The organism is Mesorhizobium sp. M7A.F.Ca.US.008.03.1.1 (assembly GCF_003997495.1).
In the GTDB taxonomy this organism is placed as follows: domain Bacteria; phylum Pseudomonadota; class Alphaproteobacteria; order Rhizobiales; family Rhizobiaceae; genus Mesorhizobium.
In genome coordinates this window covers 473,607-489,747 of record NZ_RZRU01000001.1, presented here as the reverse complement: position 1 = coordinate 489,747, position 16,141 = coordinate 473,607, and the positions used below count along the sequence as shown (strand labels likewise).

Annotated in this window: 17 protein-coding genes; 12 read left to right on the top strand and 5 right to left on the bottom strand. The window is 63.5% G+C overall.

Annotation, left to right across the window (positions count from 1 at the left end; translation table 11 throughout):
• Positions 1–15: 15 nt before the first annotated feature.
• Positions 16–390, bottom strand: a complete 375-nt coding sequence (locus EOA16_RS02210; RefSeq protein ID WP_164754064.1) for an SRPBCC family protein — start codon at positions 388–390, stop codon at positions 16–18.
• A gap of 42 nt (positions 391–432) precedes the next feature.
• Positions 433–1,335 (bottom strand): LysR family transcriptional regulator, encoded by a 903-nt coding sequence (locus tag EOA16_RS02205; RefSeq protein WP_127255137.1) that lies wholly within the window; start codon positions 1,333–1,335, stop codon positions 433–435.
• Between the two features lie 102 nt (positions 1,336–1,437).
• Between EOA16_RS02205 and EOA16_RS02200 the strand changes: the two genes are divergently transcribed.
• From EOA16_RS02200 to EOA16_RS02190, 3 genes are all read left to right on the top strand, one after another.
• Positions 1,438–2,427: a zinc-dependent alcohol dehydrogenase family protein gene (locus EOA16_RS02200; RefSeq protein ID WP_127255136.1), complete on the top strand. Its 990-nt coding sequence runs from the start codon at positions 1,438–1,440 to the stop codon at positions 2,425–2,427.
• Between the two features lie 232 nt (positions 2,428–2,659).
• On the top strand, positions 2,660–2,962 hold the full coding sequence (locus tag EOA16_RS02195; protein ID WP_127255135.1) for a zf-TFIIB domain-containing protein: 303 nt from the start codon (positions 2,660–2,662) through the stop codon (positions 2,960–2,962).
• Positions 2,963–3,036: 74 nt separating this feature from the next.
• Positions 3,037–4,023 carry a Tim44 domain-containing protein gene (locus EOA16_RS02190; protein ID WP_127255134.1) on the top strand — a complete coding sequence of 329 codons (987 nt, stop codon included), beginning with the start codon at positions 3,037–3,039 and terminating at the stop codon, positions 4,021–4,023.
• A 45-nt stretch (positions 4,024–4,068) separates the two neighbouring features.
• Here EOA16_RS02190 and EOA16_RS02185 read toward each other — a convergent pair whose 3' ends face one another.
• Positions 4,069–5,166, bottom strand: a complete 1,098-nt coding sequence (locus tag EOA16_RS02185; protein ID WP_127255133.1) for a lactonase family protein — start codon at positions 5,164–5,166, stop codon at positions 4,069–4,071.
• Positions 5,167–5,365: 199 nt separating this feature from the next.
• Between EOA16_RS02185 and EOA16_RS02180 the strand changes: the two genes are divergently transcribed.
• The 8 genes from EOA16_RS02180 (at position 5,366) to EOA16_RS02145 (ending at position 12,950) form a co-directional block, all read left to right on the top strand.
• Entirely contained in the window at positions 5,366–5,917 is a 552-nt protein-coding gene (locus EOA16_RS02180; protein WP_127255132.1) for a MaoC family dehydratase, read from the top strand.
• 2 nt (positions 5,918–5,919) lie between these two features.
• Complete coding sequence (locus tag EOA16_RS02175) at positions 5,920–7,080, top strand: CaiB/BaiF CoA-transferase family protein (protein ID WP_127255131.1); 1,161 nt, start codon at positions 5,920–5,922, stop codon at positions 7,078–7,080.
• Positions 7,077–8,246, top strand: a complete 1,170-nt coding sequence (locus EOA16_RS02170; RefSeq protein ID WP_127255130.1) for an extracellular solute-binding protein — start codon at positions 7,077–7,079, stop codon at positions 8,244–8,246. The genes EOA16_RS02175 and EOA16_RS02170 overlap by 4 nt, the downstream gene beginning before the upstream one ends.
• A gap of 25 nt (positions 8,247–8,271) precedes the next feature.
• Entirely contained in the window at positions 8,272–9,459 is a 1,188-nt protein-coding gene (locus EOA16_RS02165) for an ABC transporter substrate-binding protein (RefSeq protein WP_127255129.1), read from the top strand.
• An 82-nt stretch (positions 9,460–9,541) separates the two neighbouring features.
• Entirely contained in the window at positions 9,542–10,279 is a 738-nt protein-coding gene (locus EOA16_RS02160; protein ID WP_127255128.1) for an ATP-binding cassette domain-containing protein, read from the top strand.
• On the top strand, positions 10,272–11,030 hold the full coding sequence (locus EOA16_RS02155) for an ATP-binding cassette domain-containing protein (protein ID WP_127255127.1): 759 nt from the start codon (positions 10,272–10,274) through the stop codon (positions 11,028–11,030). Before EOA16_RS02160 ends, EOA16_RS02155 begins: the two co-directional genes overlap by 8 nt.
• The gene (locus tag EOA16_RS02150) at positions 11,027–11,977 is read left to right on the top strand and encodes an ABC transporter permease (RefSeq protein ID WP_127255126.1); all 951 of its coding nucleotides are present in this window, start codon (positions 11,027–11,029) and stop codon (positions 11,975–11,977) included. The genes EOA16_RS02155 and EOA16_RS02150 overlap by 4 nt, the downstream gene beginning before the upstream one ends.
• Position 11,978: 1 nt before the next feature.
• Complete coding sequence (locus tag EOA16_RS02145) at positions 11,979–12,950, top strand: ABC transporter permease (RefSeq protein WP_127255125.1); 972 nt, start codon at positions 11,979–11,981, stop codon at positions 12,948–12,950.
• Positions 12,951–12,959: 9 nt separating this feature from the next.
• On the opposite strand, the gene EOA16_RS02140 is transcribed toward EOA16_RS02145, so the two are convergent.
• Together EOA16_RS02140 and EOA16_RS02135 are read right to left on the bottom strand one after the other, a co-directional pair.
• Positions 12,960–13,799 (bottom strand): amidohydrolase, encoded by an 840-nt coding sequence (locus EOA16_RS02140; RefSeq protein WP_127255124.1) that lies wholly within the window; start codon positions 13,797–13,799, stop codon positions 12,960–12,962.
• A gap of 65 nt (positions 13,800–13,864) precedes the next feature.
• Positions 13,865–14,650: an IclR family transcriptional regulator gene (locus tag EOA16_RS02135; RefSeq protein ID WP_127255123.1), complete on the bottom strand. Its 786-nt coding sequence runs from the start codon at positions 14,648–14,650 to the stop codon at positions 13,865–13,867.
• Between the two features lie 169 nt (positions 14,651–14,819).
• Here EOA16_RS02135 and EOA16_RS02130 point away from each other — a divergent pair, with 169 nt between their 5' ends.
• Positions 14,820–16,139, top strand: a complete 1,320-nt coding sequence (locus EOA16_RS02130; protein ID WP_127255122.1) for a sugar ABC transporter substrate-binding protein — start codon at positions 14,820–14,822, stop codon at positions 16,137–16,139.
• The last annotated feature ends 2 nt before the right edge of the window (positions 16,140–16,141 follow it).

The following is a 16,141-nucleotide window of genomic DNA, read 5'->3' as shown; positions in this document are numbered from 1 at the left end:
TTCCGTCGGCCACCTTCATATGGCATCGGAATGCGACGCCTCAAAGAGGCATCTTCGGCCGCGGGTGTCGAGGTCGCCCGCCTGCCATGCACCCTTGTGGAACTCGGCATCGCCAATGACGCTGTGCCAGGCTTCGATTTCGTTCTGCCACTCGACCGCCTTGTCGGCGTCGCGGGTCGCGGTCACTTTGACATGGCCGTTGACGCGGTAATATTCCGGATGGGCCGGCCGGCAGTGATAGCATTCGAGGAAATTCTCGAGCACCAGCTTCCAGTTCGCCTTGGTGAGATAATTCTTGCGCGCGACGATGCGTGCACGGTCAAGACCGTTTTCGCGCAAGCCGCCGGTCAGTCCGTCCGCGACAGGCTGGATGCCGGGCAGCGAGGTCAAGGAGTATCCGCGCGATCTCAACTGAGCGGCGGCGATTGACGATCACTCCATCGATTTCGGCAGGGCCGTCGCCAGCGCATCGACGGCCAGCCGCACCTTCAGCGGCAGATGCGGCGTCTGCAGCCAAAGCGCGTGGCAGTCGTAGAGATATCGCGGCTGGTCCGGCAACAGCGCCACCAGCGCGCCGGCTTCGATGCGCTCGCGCACCAGCCACCAGGGCAGCCAGGCAAGCCCCATGCTCTCAACAGCTGCATCGGCGATGGCATCGAGATCGTCGAGCCGCAGCCGCCCGGTTGGCGTGATCTCGAGCGTGGGTTGCCCTTCGCGCACAAACAGCCACGGCTGAACGACTTGGCCGAGCCGGCGGTAGACAATCGCCTGATGGTCGGCGAGATCCTCGATACGCCGCGGTTCGCCATGAACTCTGAGATAGGGGGGCGCCGCGCAGACGACCATGCCCTGACGCGCAACGCGACGCGCGATCACTCCCGCCTTGTTGTCCAAGACACCGGTGCGGATGGCCAGATCGTAGCCGTCCTCGGCGAGATCGGCGAAACGATCGCTGAGCGACAGGTCGAGTTCCAGCATCGGATATTGCCGGGCGAGCTTCAGCAGCACGGGGGTCACGCAGTGGCGGCCGAAATGCGCCGGCATGGTGACCCGCAGTTTTCCACGTGGTTCCGAAAACTGGTCAGCGGCGAGCGCATCGGCGGCTTCGGCCTCGGCCAGCACCACCCGACAGCGTTCATAGTAAGCGCGGCCGAAGTCGGTCAGGCTCTGCCGCCGCGTGGTCCGGTTGAGCAGCCGCACGCCCAGCCGCTCCTCGATAAACCGGACATGCTTGCCGACCATCGGGCCAGACAGGTCGAGCGCGACCGCCGCGGCCGCGAACGAGCCGAGATCGACCGCCTTGACGAACACGGCCATGCTCTCAAGCCGATCCATATTCGGAACTCCTGGTTTCTACTGTTCTTCCCTTACAGCCATTTATCCCCGGCAAGCCTAGCTGCATAGCTCATTCGGTTCAGATGATTTGGAGTATCCCGAATGATACGCGTAGTTCGCTTTCGCCAGCATGGTGGCCCCGAGGTTCTGCGCATCGAGGACGTCGCGCTTTCCCCACCGGGTCCGGGCGAAGTTCAAATCCGGGTCAAGGCACTCGGCCTCAATCGCGCCGAAGCGCTGCTTCGCGCGGGTTCCTATATCGAGACGCCGACGCTCCCCTCGGGGCTTGGTCTTGAAGCGGCGGGCGTCATCGAGGCTATTGGCGACGGCGTGAAGGATTTCGCGCCGGGCGACAGCGTCAGTGTCATCCCGCCGCAATCGATGATCCGCTGGCCGGCCTATGGCGAGTTTGCCACCTACCCCGCCGGACTTGTCGTCAAGCATCCGCCGTCGCTCGACTGGCAGACGGCAGCGGCCGTCTGGATGCAGTATCTCACCGCCTACGGCGCGCTGATCGATATCGCCAGGCTGCACAGCGGAGACGCGCTCGTCATCACAGCAGCATCGAGCAGTGTCGGGCTTGCGGCGATCCAGATCGCCAACAAGGTCGGCGCGACCGCGATTGCGGTGACGCGGACATCGGCGAAGAGGCAGGCCCTGCTCAACGCCGGCGCGGCGCATGTCATCGCCTTGGCCGAGGAGGACCCGGCGGCACGGCTGAACGGGATCGCTGGGCCTGAAGGCGTGCGCGTCGTGTTCGATCCGATCGGCGGCCCGATCTTCGAGCCGCTCACAGCGGCGATGTCGCGTGGCGGGATCCTCATCGAGTATGGCGGCCTCAGCCGTGAGCCGACGCCGTTTCCACTGTCGACCGTTCTGAGCAAGACCCTGACACTGCGCGGCTACCTCGTCCACGAGATCACCGGCAACCCGGCGAAACTGGAGGCCGCCAAGGCGTTCATCCTCGAAGGACTCGGGACCGGGACTCTAAAGCCGATCATCGACCGGACCTATGCGTTCGACCAGATCGTCGAGGCGCACCGCTACCTGGAGTCGAACGAGCAGTTCGGCAAGATCGTGGTCACGATCTGAGATCGTGGTCACGATCTGAAATCGTGGAGACGGTCTGAGCAACGATGGCGACAAATCATTCTTGCAGGGCAATATCGCTCTTGAAGGCACGGCTCTGCATTCCTAACTGTCCGGTGCGGGCCGGGCCCCTCTGACTGTCGCTTTTGGCGATCGTGATGTCGGACCGCTTTAACGGGCCCGTTTCCATTCTTTCGGTCAAGCGGGCTCAATCTTTTTCGGTTTGGAGCCCCGTATGACATCTACTTCCCTCCTTGGCATGACTTGCCCCTCCTGCCGCGTCGCGCTCGTGATGAGCGAACGCCAGGGTATCGAAATCGACTACTGTCCGCAGTGCCGCGGCGTCTGGCTTGATCGAGGAGAACTCGACAAGATCATCGAGCGGTCCGGCAGGGAAGCGGCGCCCGCGCCGCAGCCACAGCCGGCAGCATTCTCCCTGCCGCAGCATGGCCAGAGCCGCGACGACGATTATTCCCGCTCGCACGGTCACCGCTATCCGAAGCGGAAGAAATCGTTCTTCGAAGAGTTGTTCGACTGACCGCATGACGCCCGGCGTCCAGGCCGGCGCCTGCTGGAAACTTCCGAAACCGCATCGACAAAGGTCCATCTCTGATGATTTCCCGCACCAGCCGATTTGCAGCCCTCTTTGCAGGACTGTTCCTTGCATTTTCCATGGTTGCGATGGATCACGCCGAGGCCCGTCGCGGCGGCAGTTTCGGCAGTCGTGGCATGCGTACGTTCCAATCGGCACCGCCGACCAGGACCGCACCAGCGCCGACCGCTCCGGTCGAGCGGTCGATGACGCCCAACACCGGTGTGAACAACGCGGCCCGGCAGCCGCAGGCCGGCCTGCAGAGGCCCGGCTTCATGGGCGGCTTCGGTGGAACAATGATGCGCGGCCTGCTGCTCGGCGGCCTGATCGGCTTGCTCGTCGGCCAAGGCTTCGGCGGCCTGGCCGGCATGTTCGGTTTCCTGCTTCAGGCCCTGCTCATCGGTGGTGCGATCATGCTGGCCATCAGGTTCTTCCGGTCGCAATCGGCGCGCGGTCCTACCCCTGCGTTCGCTGGTGCCGGTAATGCCCAGGCTTCGCGATTTGAGAACCGCGCAACGGCAGGGCAGCAGACTGCAGGCTCCTTCACAATTCCCGGTTTCGGTGGCGGTTCGGGCGGAAGCTCTGCGGCCACCGTATCCGATGAGATCACGCTGGCCCAGGCCGACCTCGACGCATTCCAGCAGCTGTTGACTGATGTCCAGGAAGCATTCGGGCGCGAAGACCATGCTGCTCTGCGCCGGGCGGTGACCCCCGAAATGGTGTCCTATCTGTCCGAGGAACTGGCCGACAATGCTCAGAAAGGTCTCAGGAACGAGGTGACTGATATCACCTTGCTGCAGGCTGACATTGCAGAAAGCTGGCGCGAGGATGAGCGCGACTACGCCACGGCCGCATTGCGCTACGAGTCTCGCGACGTAACGCGCGAACGGGCCAGCGGCAAAATCGTCGAGGGCGACGAGGACCATCCGACAGAGACGACCGAGCTGTGGACCTTCGTGCGTGATAATGGCTCGAATTGGAAGCTCTCGGCAATACAACAGGCCTGAGCCCCGGCTGGCCGTCTCCGAGGCTTCGATGCGAGTTGCGGTGGTTCAGCGCACGAGCTTGACGCACATCGGCGTGCCGATCTCGATGGCGCATCCGGTGTCGGTCAGCATGCCGCTGTCGGCGTCGCGCGCAAAAATCGAAATGCGGTCGGCATTCTGGTTGGCTGAGAACAGATGGCCGCCTGACGGCGTCAGGGCCAGGTTGCGCGGCGTGGCACCGCCGCAAGGGACGTAGCCGACGAGGCTTAGAGACCCTGCCTGCTGGTCGACCGCCATGATGACGACGCTGTCGTGGCCACGGTTGGAGCCGTAGACAAAACGGCCATCCGGTGAGATCTGGACGTCGGCGCAATGGTTGCTGTCACGCGCCTCGGATGGCACCGCCGGCTTGGCGTCGATGAGCGTGAGTTTGCCCGAGGCTTCGTCCAGCGCCATCGACACGATGGTCGAATCCAGTTCGTTCATGACGAAGACGAAGCGTCCGTTCGGATGCAGTGCGAGGTGGCGTGGACCGGCGCCGGATGGCAAACCGGATTCGGCTAGCTTGGCCAGATTGCCGTCGCGCTCGATCCGGTAAGACACCAGCCGGTCGATGCCGAGGTCGGCGACGATGGCTGTGCCGCCGGCAATGGTTTCGGTGACGCTATGGGCGTGCGAACGTTCCTGCCGCGCGGCATTCGGGCCGCTGCCTTTATGCGAGATGCTGGCCAGCGGCGCCGACAGCGCGCCGTCCTTCTCGAAACCATAGACAGCCACGGCACGATCCGGACCGCCCTCGCCCATGCCGTAATTGGCGACCAGCAGTTTCGTCCCATCGCGGGTGATGGTGTTGTGGGCGGTGATGCTGCCGAGCGACGGCTGCTTGTTCAGATAAATGAGCGTACCCGAAGCTCGGTCGAAGCTGTAGGCGGAGACAGTTCCCTCGCGCCAGGTGAACACTTCCGAATTGGCATAGACGTGCGAGCCGTCCGGTGTCACCGAGAGGAAGGTCGGATTGTCGACGTCGTTGGTCTCGGCCAGTTTTCGTGTTCCCAGCGTCGTCTCGTCAAAGCTGTAGACGCTGAGGCCGACGCCCCGAGCGCCCTGAAAATACGGCGCCTCGCGGTTCAGGCTGCCGACAAAGACCAGACAATCCTTGCGCATGATTTTCCTCCCCTGCCCGCCTGCGCTTCGGCGCGCGGGAGCAGCCAAAATTCGCCTGTTCACGCTTGCAAGGCAATCCCATATGTGAAAATACTATTCACAAAAGAAGATTGATGGGAGGAAACGCCTTGCATTTCGACGCCTTGATGCGTTCTCCGACAGCTGTGACGTACCTCATCCACGCCTGGCGGTGCCGGCCATGAACGATTTCGCGCCCACCGTCGGCGTCGCCTCGACGCATCCCAACAACATGCCTAGGGACCATGCCGCGCTGCCGGTGTGGAACGCCGAAAACTGGTTCTATGAGGACTGGCCGGTCGGCCAGAAGATCCGCTCGTTGCGACGCACCATGGCTGAAGGCGACAGCCATTTGTTCAACACGCTGGTGCTCGACATCCACCCCTATGTGCAGGACCAGATGTTTGCCGAGAGCGAAGGCATTTTCGGCAAACGACTGATCGCCGGCGCCTTCGTCTTTTCGGCTGGCCTGGGACTGGTCGCCACCAACTGCATCAACGCCTTTTCCTATGGCTACGACAGGCTCCGCTTTATAAAGCCCGTCTTCATTGGGGACACGATCTATTCGATCCGCTCCAACCTCGACAAGACACCCCGCTACAAGGAGATGGGGCTGATCCGCGCCAGCTATGAGGTGTTCAAGGGCGAAGGCGAACTCGTTCTCTACTGCGAACACCTGCAGACGGTGAAGTACCGCAACCCGGCCGACTTTGTCGGTAAGACGGAGAAGTGAAGATGCCGGCAGCAGCCGAATTGCCGCTCGCCGGTCTCGTCGTCGTCGACATGAGCCAGTTCCTGTCAGGACCTTATTGCTCACTCAGACTGCTCGATCTCGGCGCCCGCGTCATCAAGATCGAGCGTCCGGATGGCGGCGACCTGTCGCGCCGGCTCTACCTCAGCGACACCGAGATCGGCGGCGATTCCACCATCTTCCACGCCATCAATCGGGCCAAGGAAAGTCTTGCCATCGACCTCAAGAACGAGGCCGATCTCGAGGCGTTGCGCGGCCTTCTGGCCAAGGCGGATGTGCTGATCCAGAATTTCCGGCCGGGCGTCATCGAGCGGCTCGGCCTGGACTATGAGGCGGTCCGCAAGATCAATCCGCGGCTGGTCTATGCCTCGATCAGCGGCTATGGCGAAGACGGACCATGGGTCAAGAGACCCGGCCAGGATCTCCTGGCGCAGGCGCGTTCCGGCGTGATGTGGCTGAACGGCGACGAGGACCAGGGACCGGTGCCGTTCGGCCTCGCCATCGGCGACATGCTCGCCGGTGCTGCCTGCGCGCAAGGCATACTGGCGGCGCTGGTGCGGCGCGGCATCACCGGCCAGGGAAGCCATATCGAAACCAGCCTGCTGGAAGCGCTGGTCGATTTCCAATTCGAGGTGCTGACGACGCATCTCAATGACGGCCGCCGGCTGCCCAGGCGCTCCAGCTTCCGCAGCGCGCATGCCTATCTGTCGGCGCCTTACGGTGTTTACCCGGCCAAGGACGGATACCTCGCCATCGCCATGACGCCGATCCCCAAGCTGGCCGATCTCCTGTCGCTCAGCGAACTCGCACCCTATCGCGACAAGCCCGCGTCGTGGTTCACCGCGCGCGACGACATCAAGGCGATCATCGCACAGCGGATCGCCACCAAGACGATCGACGAGTGGCTTGATATCCTCGAGCCGGCCGACATCTGGTGCGCCAAAGTGCTGACCTGGCCGGAGATGCTGGCGAGCGAAGGGTTCCAGTCCCTCGACATGCTGCAGACTGTGACGCGCGAGGACGATGTGTCGATCCTCACCACCAGTTCGCCGCTCCGGGTCGATGGCATAAGGGCCAAGGTCGATCGGGCGGCGCCCCGCATCGGCGAGCACAGTGCCGCCATCCGCGCGGAGTTCGGCCTGTGAGTTCGCCCAAGCTCAAAGGTATGACCTGGAGCCATCCGCGTGGCTACGATCCGATGGTCGCCTGCTCGGCTCTGTGGCAGCAGAAGACCGGTATTGCCATCGAATGGGACAAGCGATCGCTGCAGGACTTCGAATCCTTTCCGGTCGAAGAACTGGCGCGCGCCTATGACCTCATCGTCATCGACCATCCGCATGTCGGCCAGATCACGGCTGAGCGTTGCCTCGAGCCGCTGGATGTCACCGGCCGCGAGGCGGAGCGCACAGCCCTTGCCTCGGGCAGCGTCGGCCAATCCTATCCGAGCTACAACTGGCAAGGACGGCAATGGGCTTTCCCGATCGATGCGGCAACCCAGGCCCAGGCATGGCGTCCGGATGCGCTCGAGGCGCCGCCGGCGCGCTGGAGCGAGGTGCTCGATCTCGCCCGGCAAGGCCGCGTGCTGCTGCCGCTGCGACCGCCTCACGTGTTGATGGTGTTCTACACGCTTGCCGGCAATCTCGGGCATGCCTGCATGACCGATCCGTCCCACGATCTGATCGATGTGGAGATCGGTAGCCAGGTCTTCGAGACAATGCGCGAGATTGCAGCGCTGGTCGATCCCGCGTGTTTCGAGATGGATCCGATTGCCGTCTCCGAACGTATGGCGGAGGCCGGTTCCAGGCTCGTCTGCGCGCCACTGATCTACGGTTACGTTTCCTATGCGACGGCTGGCTTTCGGGCGAACCGGCTGGCCTTTGCCGATGTTCCGGTCATCGGTTCCGGCGGCCCGATCGGTTCGGCGCTTGGCGGCACCGGCATAGCCGTATCGGCATTCTCCAAGGCCAGGGATGCCGCGATCGATTTTGCCTATTGGGTCGCGAGCGGCGATGTCCAGCGCGGCCCCTATGCCGCCGCCGGCGGCCAGCCCGGCCATGCAGCGGCCTGGGAGGACCAGACCGTCAATGCGGCAACCGGCAACTTCTATCGGGATACGCGCGCGACGCTGGAGGGCGCATGGGTGCGGCCGCGCCATGACGGCTACATGGCGTTCCAGCAGGCCGCGTCCGAACGCATCCTTTCCGGCATGACCTCCCGGCATCAAGCCCGACAGGTCGTTGCCGATCTCAATCGCCTGTTTCGGGAGAGTTCCCCGGCGCAGGTGTCCGGCGCTGCCGGTGGAGGAGCCTGAACCAAACCGAACGGAGGAGAACGAGATGACAGGAATGATCCGCGGCCTACTGGCCGCAACGGCGCTTGCCTCGCTTGCGACGACCGCCTTTGCCCAGGATGTGCAAGGCGTCATCGGCGGACTGCCGACCGAACTCAAGGCACAGTATGACGGCGCGCCGCAGAAGGTGCTGCCTTCGGCCTGGGACAATTTCACCGCGCCGCCGAAGCCGTGGAAATGGTGCCACTCGGAATCCTACCAGGGCAATCCGTGGCGGGTCACGGTGACCAAGGAGTTGAAGCGTCTTGTTGACGGGCTGATCGCCGACGGAACGGTGTCCAGCTTCGAAGTGTCTGATTCCAACAACGACGCCAGCCAGCAGATCAACCAGATCCGCGCCTTCATCGACAAGAAGTGCTCGATCATCACCTCGATCCCGGGCTCGGCGACGGCACTCGATGATGCGATCGACGCTGCCGCCAAAGCCGGCATTCCGTTTATCACCGCGGCCGGCTCGGTGACCAGCCCGAACGCCATCAATGTCGATTCCAACTATGCGCGCTGGGGCTACGACATGATGACGGCGATCGGCAAGGCGCAGCCGGACGGCGCCAGCATCCTTCTGGTCGAAGGCATCGCCGGACACCCGATCGTGGTGCAGGAGCGCCAGGGCGCGGACAAGGCGCTGGCCGAAAATCCGAAGCTGAAGGTTTCACGCAACGTCAACGGCAACTGGACAGCCAACGTCACCAAGACCGTGGTGCTTCAGGCGATCGCCACCAACCCGGCGCCGATCGATGCGGTGTGGACGACAGGCAGCGAAAGTCGCGTCGTTGCCGAGGCCTTCGCGGAAGCCGGCCGACCGGCGCCATTGATCACCGGCTCGATCACCGGCGATGCACTGGGCTACTGGAAGGCCAACCCCGACAAGTACCGCTTCGAAGGCCATGCGGTTCTGCCGCACTGGACCGCCGAAACGTTGTTCCGCGTCGGCGAGCGCATGCTCGACGGACAGAAGCCGAAGCTGAACACGTTGCTGATCCCGATCCCGCCTGTCCACACCGCCGATCTCGGTGCCTGGTACAGGGACTGCATGACGACGGATGCCGTGTCGATCTTCCCGATCCCACCGAAAGATCCGATGCCGGAGGAATGGCTCGACGCCTATTTCTCGAACCCGGCGCCGACCAAGGGCTGGGATTATTCGAAAGTGCCCGACGCCTGTGCAAAGTGACGCCTGCGCAAAGTGAGGTCTGCCAATCTCTCAACAGGCTGGCTCCTTTCGGGGAGCCGGCCTGCCAGCATCGAAATGCGACATGCTTGAAATCAAAACCATATCCAAACGCTATGGCGAGACGATCGCGCTCGCGGACGCATCGATCGCGTTTCGGGCGGGAACCATCCACACCATCCTGGGCGAGAACGGTTCGGGCAAGAGCACGATGGTCAAGCTGTTGTCCGGCATCGTCCAGCCGGACAGCGGTGCGATCCTGCTGCACGGCAAACCATTCTCTGGCGCCAATCCATCTGCCTTCCAGGCGCAAGGCTTCGCCACGGTGTTCCAGGAGGTGCTGATCGCACCGGACCGCAGCGTCACCGACAACATCCTGCTCGGCCTCGACGGACTGGTCCGGCGTGCCGTTCCCCGCCATGAGCGCCGTGACAAGGCGGAAGCTGCGCTGAAGCGCTTTGCGGTCACCGACGTCCCCCTCGACAAGCCAGCCGGGCTGCTGCCGCTAGCCGCGCAGCAATTGGTCGTCCTTGCCCGCGCGATCGTGCGCAACCCAAAGATCCTGATCCTCGACGAGGTCACCGCCGCGCTCGACTTCGCCGATCGCGAATCCGTTTTTTCGTTGATGCATGCGCTTGCCGGTGAAGGCTGCCTGATCCTGTTCATCACCCACCGCATGGACGAGGTGATGTCGCTTTCGGATCGCATCTCGATCCTGCGAGGCGGCAGCGTGGTGCGCACCGAAGAGCGCGGCGCTTCAACGCCGGCGGAACTTCTCAAGGCGATGGCGCCACGTACCGCCGCGGAGCTTGCGCATGGCTGATCGCACCGCGCTCGATTTTGGTGGTCTTGCCGTTCGCGAGCTCGTCATCGCGCCCGGCGCCAGCCCGATCACCCAAGCAATCGCTCCGGGTGAGATCGTCGGGCTTGCCGGCCTCGATGGTCATGGCCAGGAGCTGTTCCTCAAGATGCTTGCTGGCCTGGAACCGCCGCATGGCGGCTCGATCGAACTCGGTGCATCGGGTGTGTCCCGCAAGATCACCGGGTTTCGCAAGGCTGTCGCCAGCGGCATCGCCTATTTGCCGCGCGACCGACGCGCCAACGGCATTTTCCCGACGCAGTCGGTGCTCGACAATTTCGCCGTTTCGACTCTGTCGCGCGACACACGGCTCGGCCTGATCAGCCCGGCGGCGCGCAAGGCGCGCTACGACATCTACCGCGAAAAACTGTCGATCGCCGCCCCCCGGCCCGATGCGCCGATCACCACTTTGTCGGGGGGCAACCAGCAGAAGGTGCTGCTGGCGCGGGCCTTGGCGCTGGAGCCCGCGATCCTGCTCCTCAACGATCCGACGCGTGGCGTCGACGTGGCGACGCGGCATGTGCTCTACGACGTGTTTCGCGGGTTGGCGGCCGACGGCATGGGGCTCGTCATCCTGTCCAGCGAGATCGAGGAGATTCTTCTCCTGTGCCAGCGCGTGCTGGTGTTCCGTGAGAATGAAATCGCGGCCGAGATCGCCGGCGACACGCTCACCACCGACGGCGTGATATCAGCCATGTTCGGACGTGCGGCATGAGCCCTGTTGCGCGTCTCCTATCCCTTGGGCGAAATTTCGGCTTCGCCGTCGTGCTGCTGGTCGTCCTGCTTGCGGTCAATCTTATCCTCAGCCCCGGACGGTTCCAGCCGGGTTCCTGGGGCGCGCTGGTCGGACTGGCGGCGCCCTTGGTCGGTGCGGCCATTGCGTCCACGCCTGTCATCCTCGCCGGCCGTGGCGGCATCGACATTTCGGTCGGGCCGCTGATGGGCTTCGTCAATGCTTTCGCGATCCAGTTGCTGTTCCTCGGCGCCGGCATCTCATCGCCCTTGGTGCTCGTTCCGGCGGCGCTGCTCGTCGGCGCGCTGGTGGGTGCCGCGAACGGCTTTCTGGCGACAATCGTGCGCATCCAGCCGATCGTCGCCACGCTCGGCACCTATCTGATCCTCACCGGCGTGACGCTGACAATCCTGCCGGCGCCGATCGGCCCGGCGCCGGCCTGGCTCAAGGCACTGTCCGGCCCGCTGTCGATGCTGCCGCTGGCATTGATGTGCATCGCCTGGTGGCTGGTGCGGCGCACCCCTTACTACGACCAGTTGATGGCGGTCGGCAGCGACGACCGCGCCGCCTACACCGCCGGCGTCGACGTCACGCGCGTGCGCTTCATCGCCTATGTCATGACTGGCGTCCTCGGCGGATGCGCCGGGCTGATGCTGACCGCGCTGATCGGTTCCGCCGACCCCAACATCGGGCCGACCTACACGCTGATCGCCATCGCCGCCGTAGCGCTCGGCGGCGTCAGCCTAGTCGGCGGCCGTGGTGGCGTGGCGGGTGCCGCCATCGGCGCCATCGACATTTTCCTGCTGCAAAGCGTGCTGACGACGTTCAACGTCTCGACCTTCGTGCTGCAGATCGCCTACGGCGCGATCCTGGTGCTGGCCGTGATGCTGACAGCGTTGCAGGAACGTCTTGCCATGGGGAGACGCTGACATGGTTTTGCGCCGAAATCTCTTCGCAACCACCAACGCCCGCGTCGTCGGCGCCTTCTGCGTCGCCGCCCTTCTGCATCTCGCTGGCACGGTCCTCATTCCTGGCTACTCCGCGCCGTTTGCCATACGCGCCATGCTGGTGCTCGCCTCGCTGCTCGCCGTCGCGTCGATCGGCCAGACGCTGGTCGTCATCATGGGCGGCATCGACCTTTCGATCCCCTTCGTCATCGGCTTTGCCAATGTCGTGGCGGCGCAGCTCTATGGCGATGGCTGGAATTTTGTCCTGGTCTGCGGCCTTGTCGGCATGCTGGCGCTCTTCATCGGCGGGCTGAACGGGCTGATCTCGCGCAGCCTCGACATCCAGCCGCTCATCGTCACGCTCGGCGTCGGCATGGTCGTGCAAGGGCTGGTGTTGCTGTGGACAGCCGGCTTCCCGTCAGGCTCCGCACCGCAAGCGGTATCCAGCTTCGTCTCGATCGGCGGGTCGGCCGGACCGCTGCCGGTGCCGTGGCTGGTGCCGAGCCTGGTGGTGCTGGCCGCGCTCGTCGTGCTGGTGCTGGAGCGGACACCCTATGGCCGCCGGCTCTATGCGCTGGGCAGCAATCCGGGCGCGGCGCCGCTGGCGCTGATTGATCCGGTTCGCATGTGGGTGATCACCTATGCGGCAAGCGCTTTCTTCGCCGCCGTGGCAGGGGTGCTGCTGCTCGGCTTCACCGGTTCGGCCTATGGCGATGTCGGCCAACCCTATCTGTTCCAGACCATCGCGGCGGTCGTCGTAGGAGGCGCAGCACTTGTCGGTGGCCGGGGAAGCTATCTCGGCACGATCGCCGGCGTGCTGGTGCTGACCGAGATCAACACGCTGCTGATCGGCCTCGGCTTTCAGCCCGCAGCGGTGCAGGCCGCGCTCGGCTTCGTCATCGTGCTGCTGGTTTCGCTCTATGGCCGCGAACGGCACGTCTCGACAACCATCTGAAAGGACCCATCAGTCGAGCCGCCACAGCTTGCGGGCATTGCCGGACAACAGCCTGTCGCGCTCGCCAATGCTGCAGCCCTCAAGCAATGCTTGGGTCGCCGCCACCCAGGTCGACAGGCCGCCGCCAAGCGTGCAGACCGGCCAGTCGCTGCCCCAGACGACGCGGTCCCAGCCGAATGAATTGATGGTGTGCTCAACGTACGGCCGCAACGTCTCGACCGTCCAGCTACCGGCATCGGCATAGGCGACGACACCGGAAATCTTGGCCATGACATTTGGGCGCCGGGCGATGTCGCTTATATGCTCGCGCCATGGATGTTCGCTCTTGCCCTTGATGTCGGGGACGCCGCAATGATCAAGGACGAACGTCACATCGGGTGCCAGGTCGGCAAGCACGATCGCCCTGGGGATCTGGTGCGGCAGCACGACGAGATCGAAGGTCAGGCCGGTGCCGCCAAGCCGCTTGATGCTGTCGCGAAACACCGCACCTTCCGAGAGCTCGTCGGGCACTACATGGAGGACGCGGCGAAAGCCCCTTATGAACGGGTTTGCCCGCTGCCGTTCGAGATAGGCCGCGAAGTCCCCTTCCTCAGGACGGCAGGACGCGATCACCCCGGCCAGCATGCTGCCGGGCTGCCGTGACAGTCCTTCCACACGAGCGGTCTCGGCTTCGATGTCGGCCGCATCGACATCGACCTCCATATGCAGCACACGCCCGATGCCGACACGCTGCGCCTCCGTCGCGTAGTCTTCATAAGAGAAATCGCGGTTGAGCGCCGGCACGCCGGCGAGCCAGGGATAGCGCAGGGCCGAGCGATCGATGAGATGAAGATGGGTATCGATGATCATGGTGAGGCTCCTCCCTATGGATTTTCAAATCATCTCACGGGAGAATTCCTCATTCAAATAAGAATTCACACCGATGAGCCGACTGCTGATCCAGCGAGGTGCGACAGCTTTTCACACGTTGCCAGCAACAGTTCGATCGTCCTGGTGATGTCGGGCGCGGAAGGCGCATTGACCACCGTGATGTAAGGAATCGACAGCGCGGCGATCGCCTTGCCGTCGGAACTGCGCACCGGGGCCGACAGGTTGAAGACGCCGGCTGTCTGCATCGAGGCCATCATCTCGTAGCCACGGTCGCGGATCTGGTCGAGACGGGTGAAGAACTCGGTCGATTGCGCCGTCTTGTCGGTGCTGCGGACGTGTTCGGAAATCATCATCTGGCGCTCTTCCGGTGAGCGGAAGGCGAGCAGAACATGTCCCGAGCCGGTGTCGAACAGACTGATATGGGAGCCGACCCGGATCGATATGCCCCAGTAGTTTGGCGCTTCCTGCTGACCGATGACGACGGCAGAACCGCGATCAAAAACAACCAGTTGGTTGGCCTGCTGCGAGGTCTCGGCCAGTTCGCGCATCAGCGGCGTGGCGTAGGATACCAGCCGCCGCACCGGTGCATGCAACTGTGCCAGGCCGAACAGCTTGAGCGTCAGCGAATAGCGGTCGCCGTCGAGGCGCGTGACGTAGCCGCGCCGCACCAGCCGGTCGAGCATGCGATAGAATTCGTTGGGACTGCGCTCGAGTTTCTTGGCGATTTCGGCCTGGGTCAGGCCACCGTCGACGCCCGCCAGCAGTTCAAGGATATCGAGCCCCTTGTCGAGCGCCGGCGCGCGATAGCGCTCGTCTTCGCTGTCGTCCATGGGCTCATCCTCCAGTGAATTTCACCCTTCATATACGCAGGAACGTGCGAGGCGGAAACAAATTTCGCCTTGACGTTTATATGAATGTTTTGTTTGTATATGAATGTAGCACTTCTTGTCATCAGACGAGTTGCGGTCGCCGCGGAGGCGGCACCAAGGGAGGATACCAATGAACAGACTGCTTTCCGGCGTGTGCGCCGGTGCATTGTTGCTTGCGTCAGGTGCGGGCGCTGCCCTTGCCGGCGACCTGCCCGGCAAGTTCGAAGGCGTGACCATCGACGTGAAGCTGATCGGCGGCCAGCAATATGAAAAGCTCTACGAGCGCATTCCCGAATGGGAAAAGGCGACCGGCGCCAAGGTCAACATCCTGACCAAGAAGAACGGCTTCGACATCGACAAGGAGCTCAAATCCGACATCGCCTCGGGCAGCACCAACTGGTGCGTCGGCTGGAACCATTCGTCGTTCGCGCCGCAATATACGGGCCTCTACACCGACCTCAGCAAATTGCTGCCCAAGGAAGAGATCGACGCCTTCGTGCCGTCGACCATCAAGTCGGCGACCATCGACGGCAAGCTGGAGATGCTGCCGCGCGCGCAGTTCGACGTTTCGGCGCTCTACTACCAGAAGAGCCTCTACGAGAACGCCGACAACAAGACCAGGTTCAAGGCGAAATACGGCTATGATCTGGTACCGCCGGACACCTGGAAAGAAGTCACAGACCAGGCCGAATTCTTCGCCAACCCACCCAATTTCTACGGCACGCAGTTCGCCGGCAAGGAAGAGGCGATCAACGGCCGCTTCTACGAGATGGTGGTCGCCGAGGGTGGCGAGTATCTCGACAAGGACGGCAAGCCGGTCTTCAACTCCGAGGCCGGCATCCGCGCGCTCGACTGGTTCGTCAACCTCTACAAGGCCAAGGCCGTGCCGGCCGGCACCACCAACTATTTGTGGGACGATCTCGGCCAGGGTTTTGCTTCCGGAACCGTAGCCATCAACCTCGACTGGCCGGGCTGGGCAGGCTTCTTCAACGATCCGAAGTCGTCGAAGGTCGCCGGCAATGTCGGCGTGAAAGTCGCGCCGAAGGGTTCGTCCGGCAAGCGCACCGGCTGGTCCGGTTTCCACGGCTTCTCGGTGACCGAGAACTGCCCGAACAAGGAGGCCGCGGCTTCCCTGGTGTGGTGGCTGACCAACGAGGACAGCCAGAAGCTCGAGGCCGCCGCCGGCCCGCTGCCGACCCGCACCGCGGTCTGGGACTGGGATTTGAAGCAGGCCGAAAACGATCCTTACAAAAAGGAGGTTCTTACCGCCTTCCAGGAAGAGGCCAAGCACGCGTTTGCCGTGCCGCAGACGCCTGAATGGATCGAGATCTCGAACGCCGTCTATCCTGAACTGCAGGCGGCGATCCTCGGCGACAAGACGTCGAAGCAGGCACTGGATGAAGCGGCGGCCAAGGCGACGCAAATCCTCCAGGACGCCGGCAAGCTCTAGCA

Bases quoted from the DNA above. Each gene is read 5' to 3' on its own strand.
- EOA16_RS02205 (WP_127255137.1), bottom strand. From the start codon at position 1,335: ATGGATCGGCTTGAGAGCATGGCCGTGTTCGTCAAGGCGGTCGATCTC.
- EOA16_RS02200 (WP_127255136.1), top strand. From the start codon at position 1,438: ATGATACGCGTAGTTCGCTTTCGCCAGCATGGTGGCCCCGAGGTTCTG.
- EOA16_RS02195 (WP_127255135.1), top strand. From the start codon at position 2,660: ATGACATCTACTTCCCTCCTTGGCATGACTTGCCCCTCCTGCCGCGTC.
- EOA16_RS02190 (WP_127255134.1), top strand. From the start codon at position 3,037: ATGATTTCCCGCACCAGCCGATTTGCAGCCCTCTTTGCAGGACTGTTC.
- EOA16_RS02185 (WP_127255133.1), bottom strand. From the start codon at position 5,166: ATGCGCAAGGATTGTCTGGTCTTTGTCGGCAGCCTGAACCGCGAGGCG.
- EOA16_RS02180 (WP_127255132.1), top strand. From the start codon at position 5,366: ATGAACGATTTCGCGCCCACCGTCGGCGTCGCCTCGACGCATCCCAAC.
- EOA16_RS02175 (WP_127255131.1), top strand. From the start codon at position 5,920: ATGCCGGCAGCAGCCGAATTGCCGCTCGCCGGTCTCGTCGTCGTCGAC.
- EOA16_RS02165 (WP_127255129.1), top strand. From the start codon at position 8,272: ATGACAGGAATGATCCGCGGCCTACTGGCCGCAACGGCGCTTGCCTCG.
- EOA16_RS02160 (WP_127255128.1), top strand. From the start codon at position 9,542: ATGCTTGAAATCAAAACCATATCCAAACGCTATGGCGAGACGATCGCG.
- EOA16_RS02155 (WP_127255127.1), top strand. From the start codon at position 10,272: ATGGCTGATCGCACCGCGCTCGATTTTGGTGGTCTTGCCGTTCGCGAG.
- EOA16_RS02150 (WP_127255126.1), top strand. From the start codon at position 11,027: ATGAGCCCTGTTGCGCGTCTCCTATCCCTTGGGCGAAATTTCGGCTTC.
- EOA16_RS02145 (WP_127255125.1), top strand. From the start codon at position 11,979: ATGGTTTTGCGCCGAAATCTCTTCGCAACCACCAACGCCCGCGTCGTC.
- EOA16_RS02140 (WP_127255124.1), bottom strand. From the start codon at position 13,799: ATGATCATCGATACCCATCTTCATCTCATCGATCGCTCGGCCCTGCGC.
- EOA16_RS02135 (WP_127255123.1), bottom strand. From the start codon at position 14,650: ATGGACGACAGCGAAGACGAGCGCTATCGCGCGCCGGCGCTCGACAAG.
- EOA16_RS02130 (WP_127255122.1), top strand. From the start codon at position 14,820: ATGAACAGACTGCTTTCCGGCGTGTGCGCCGGTGCATTGTTGCTTGCG.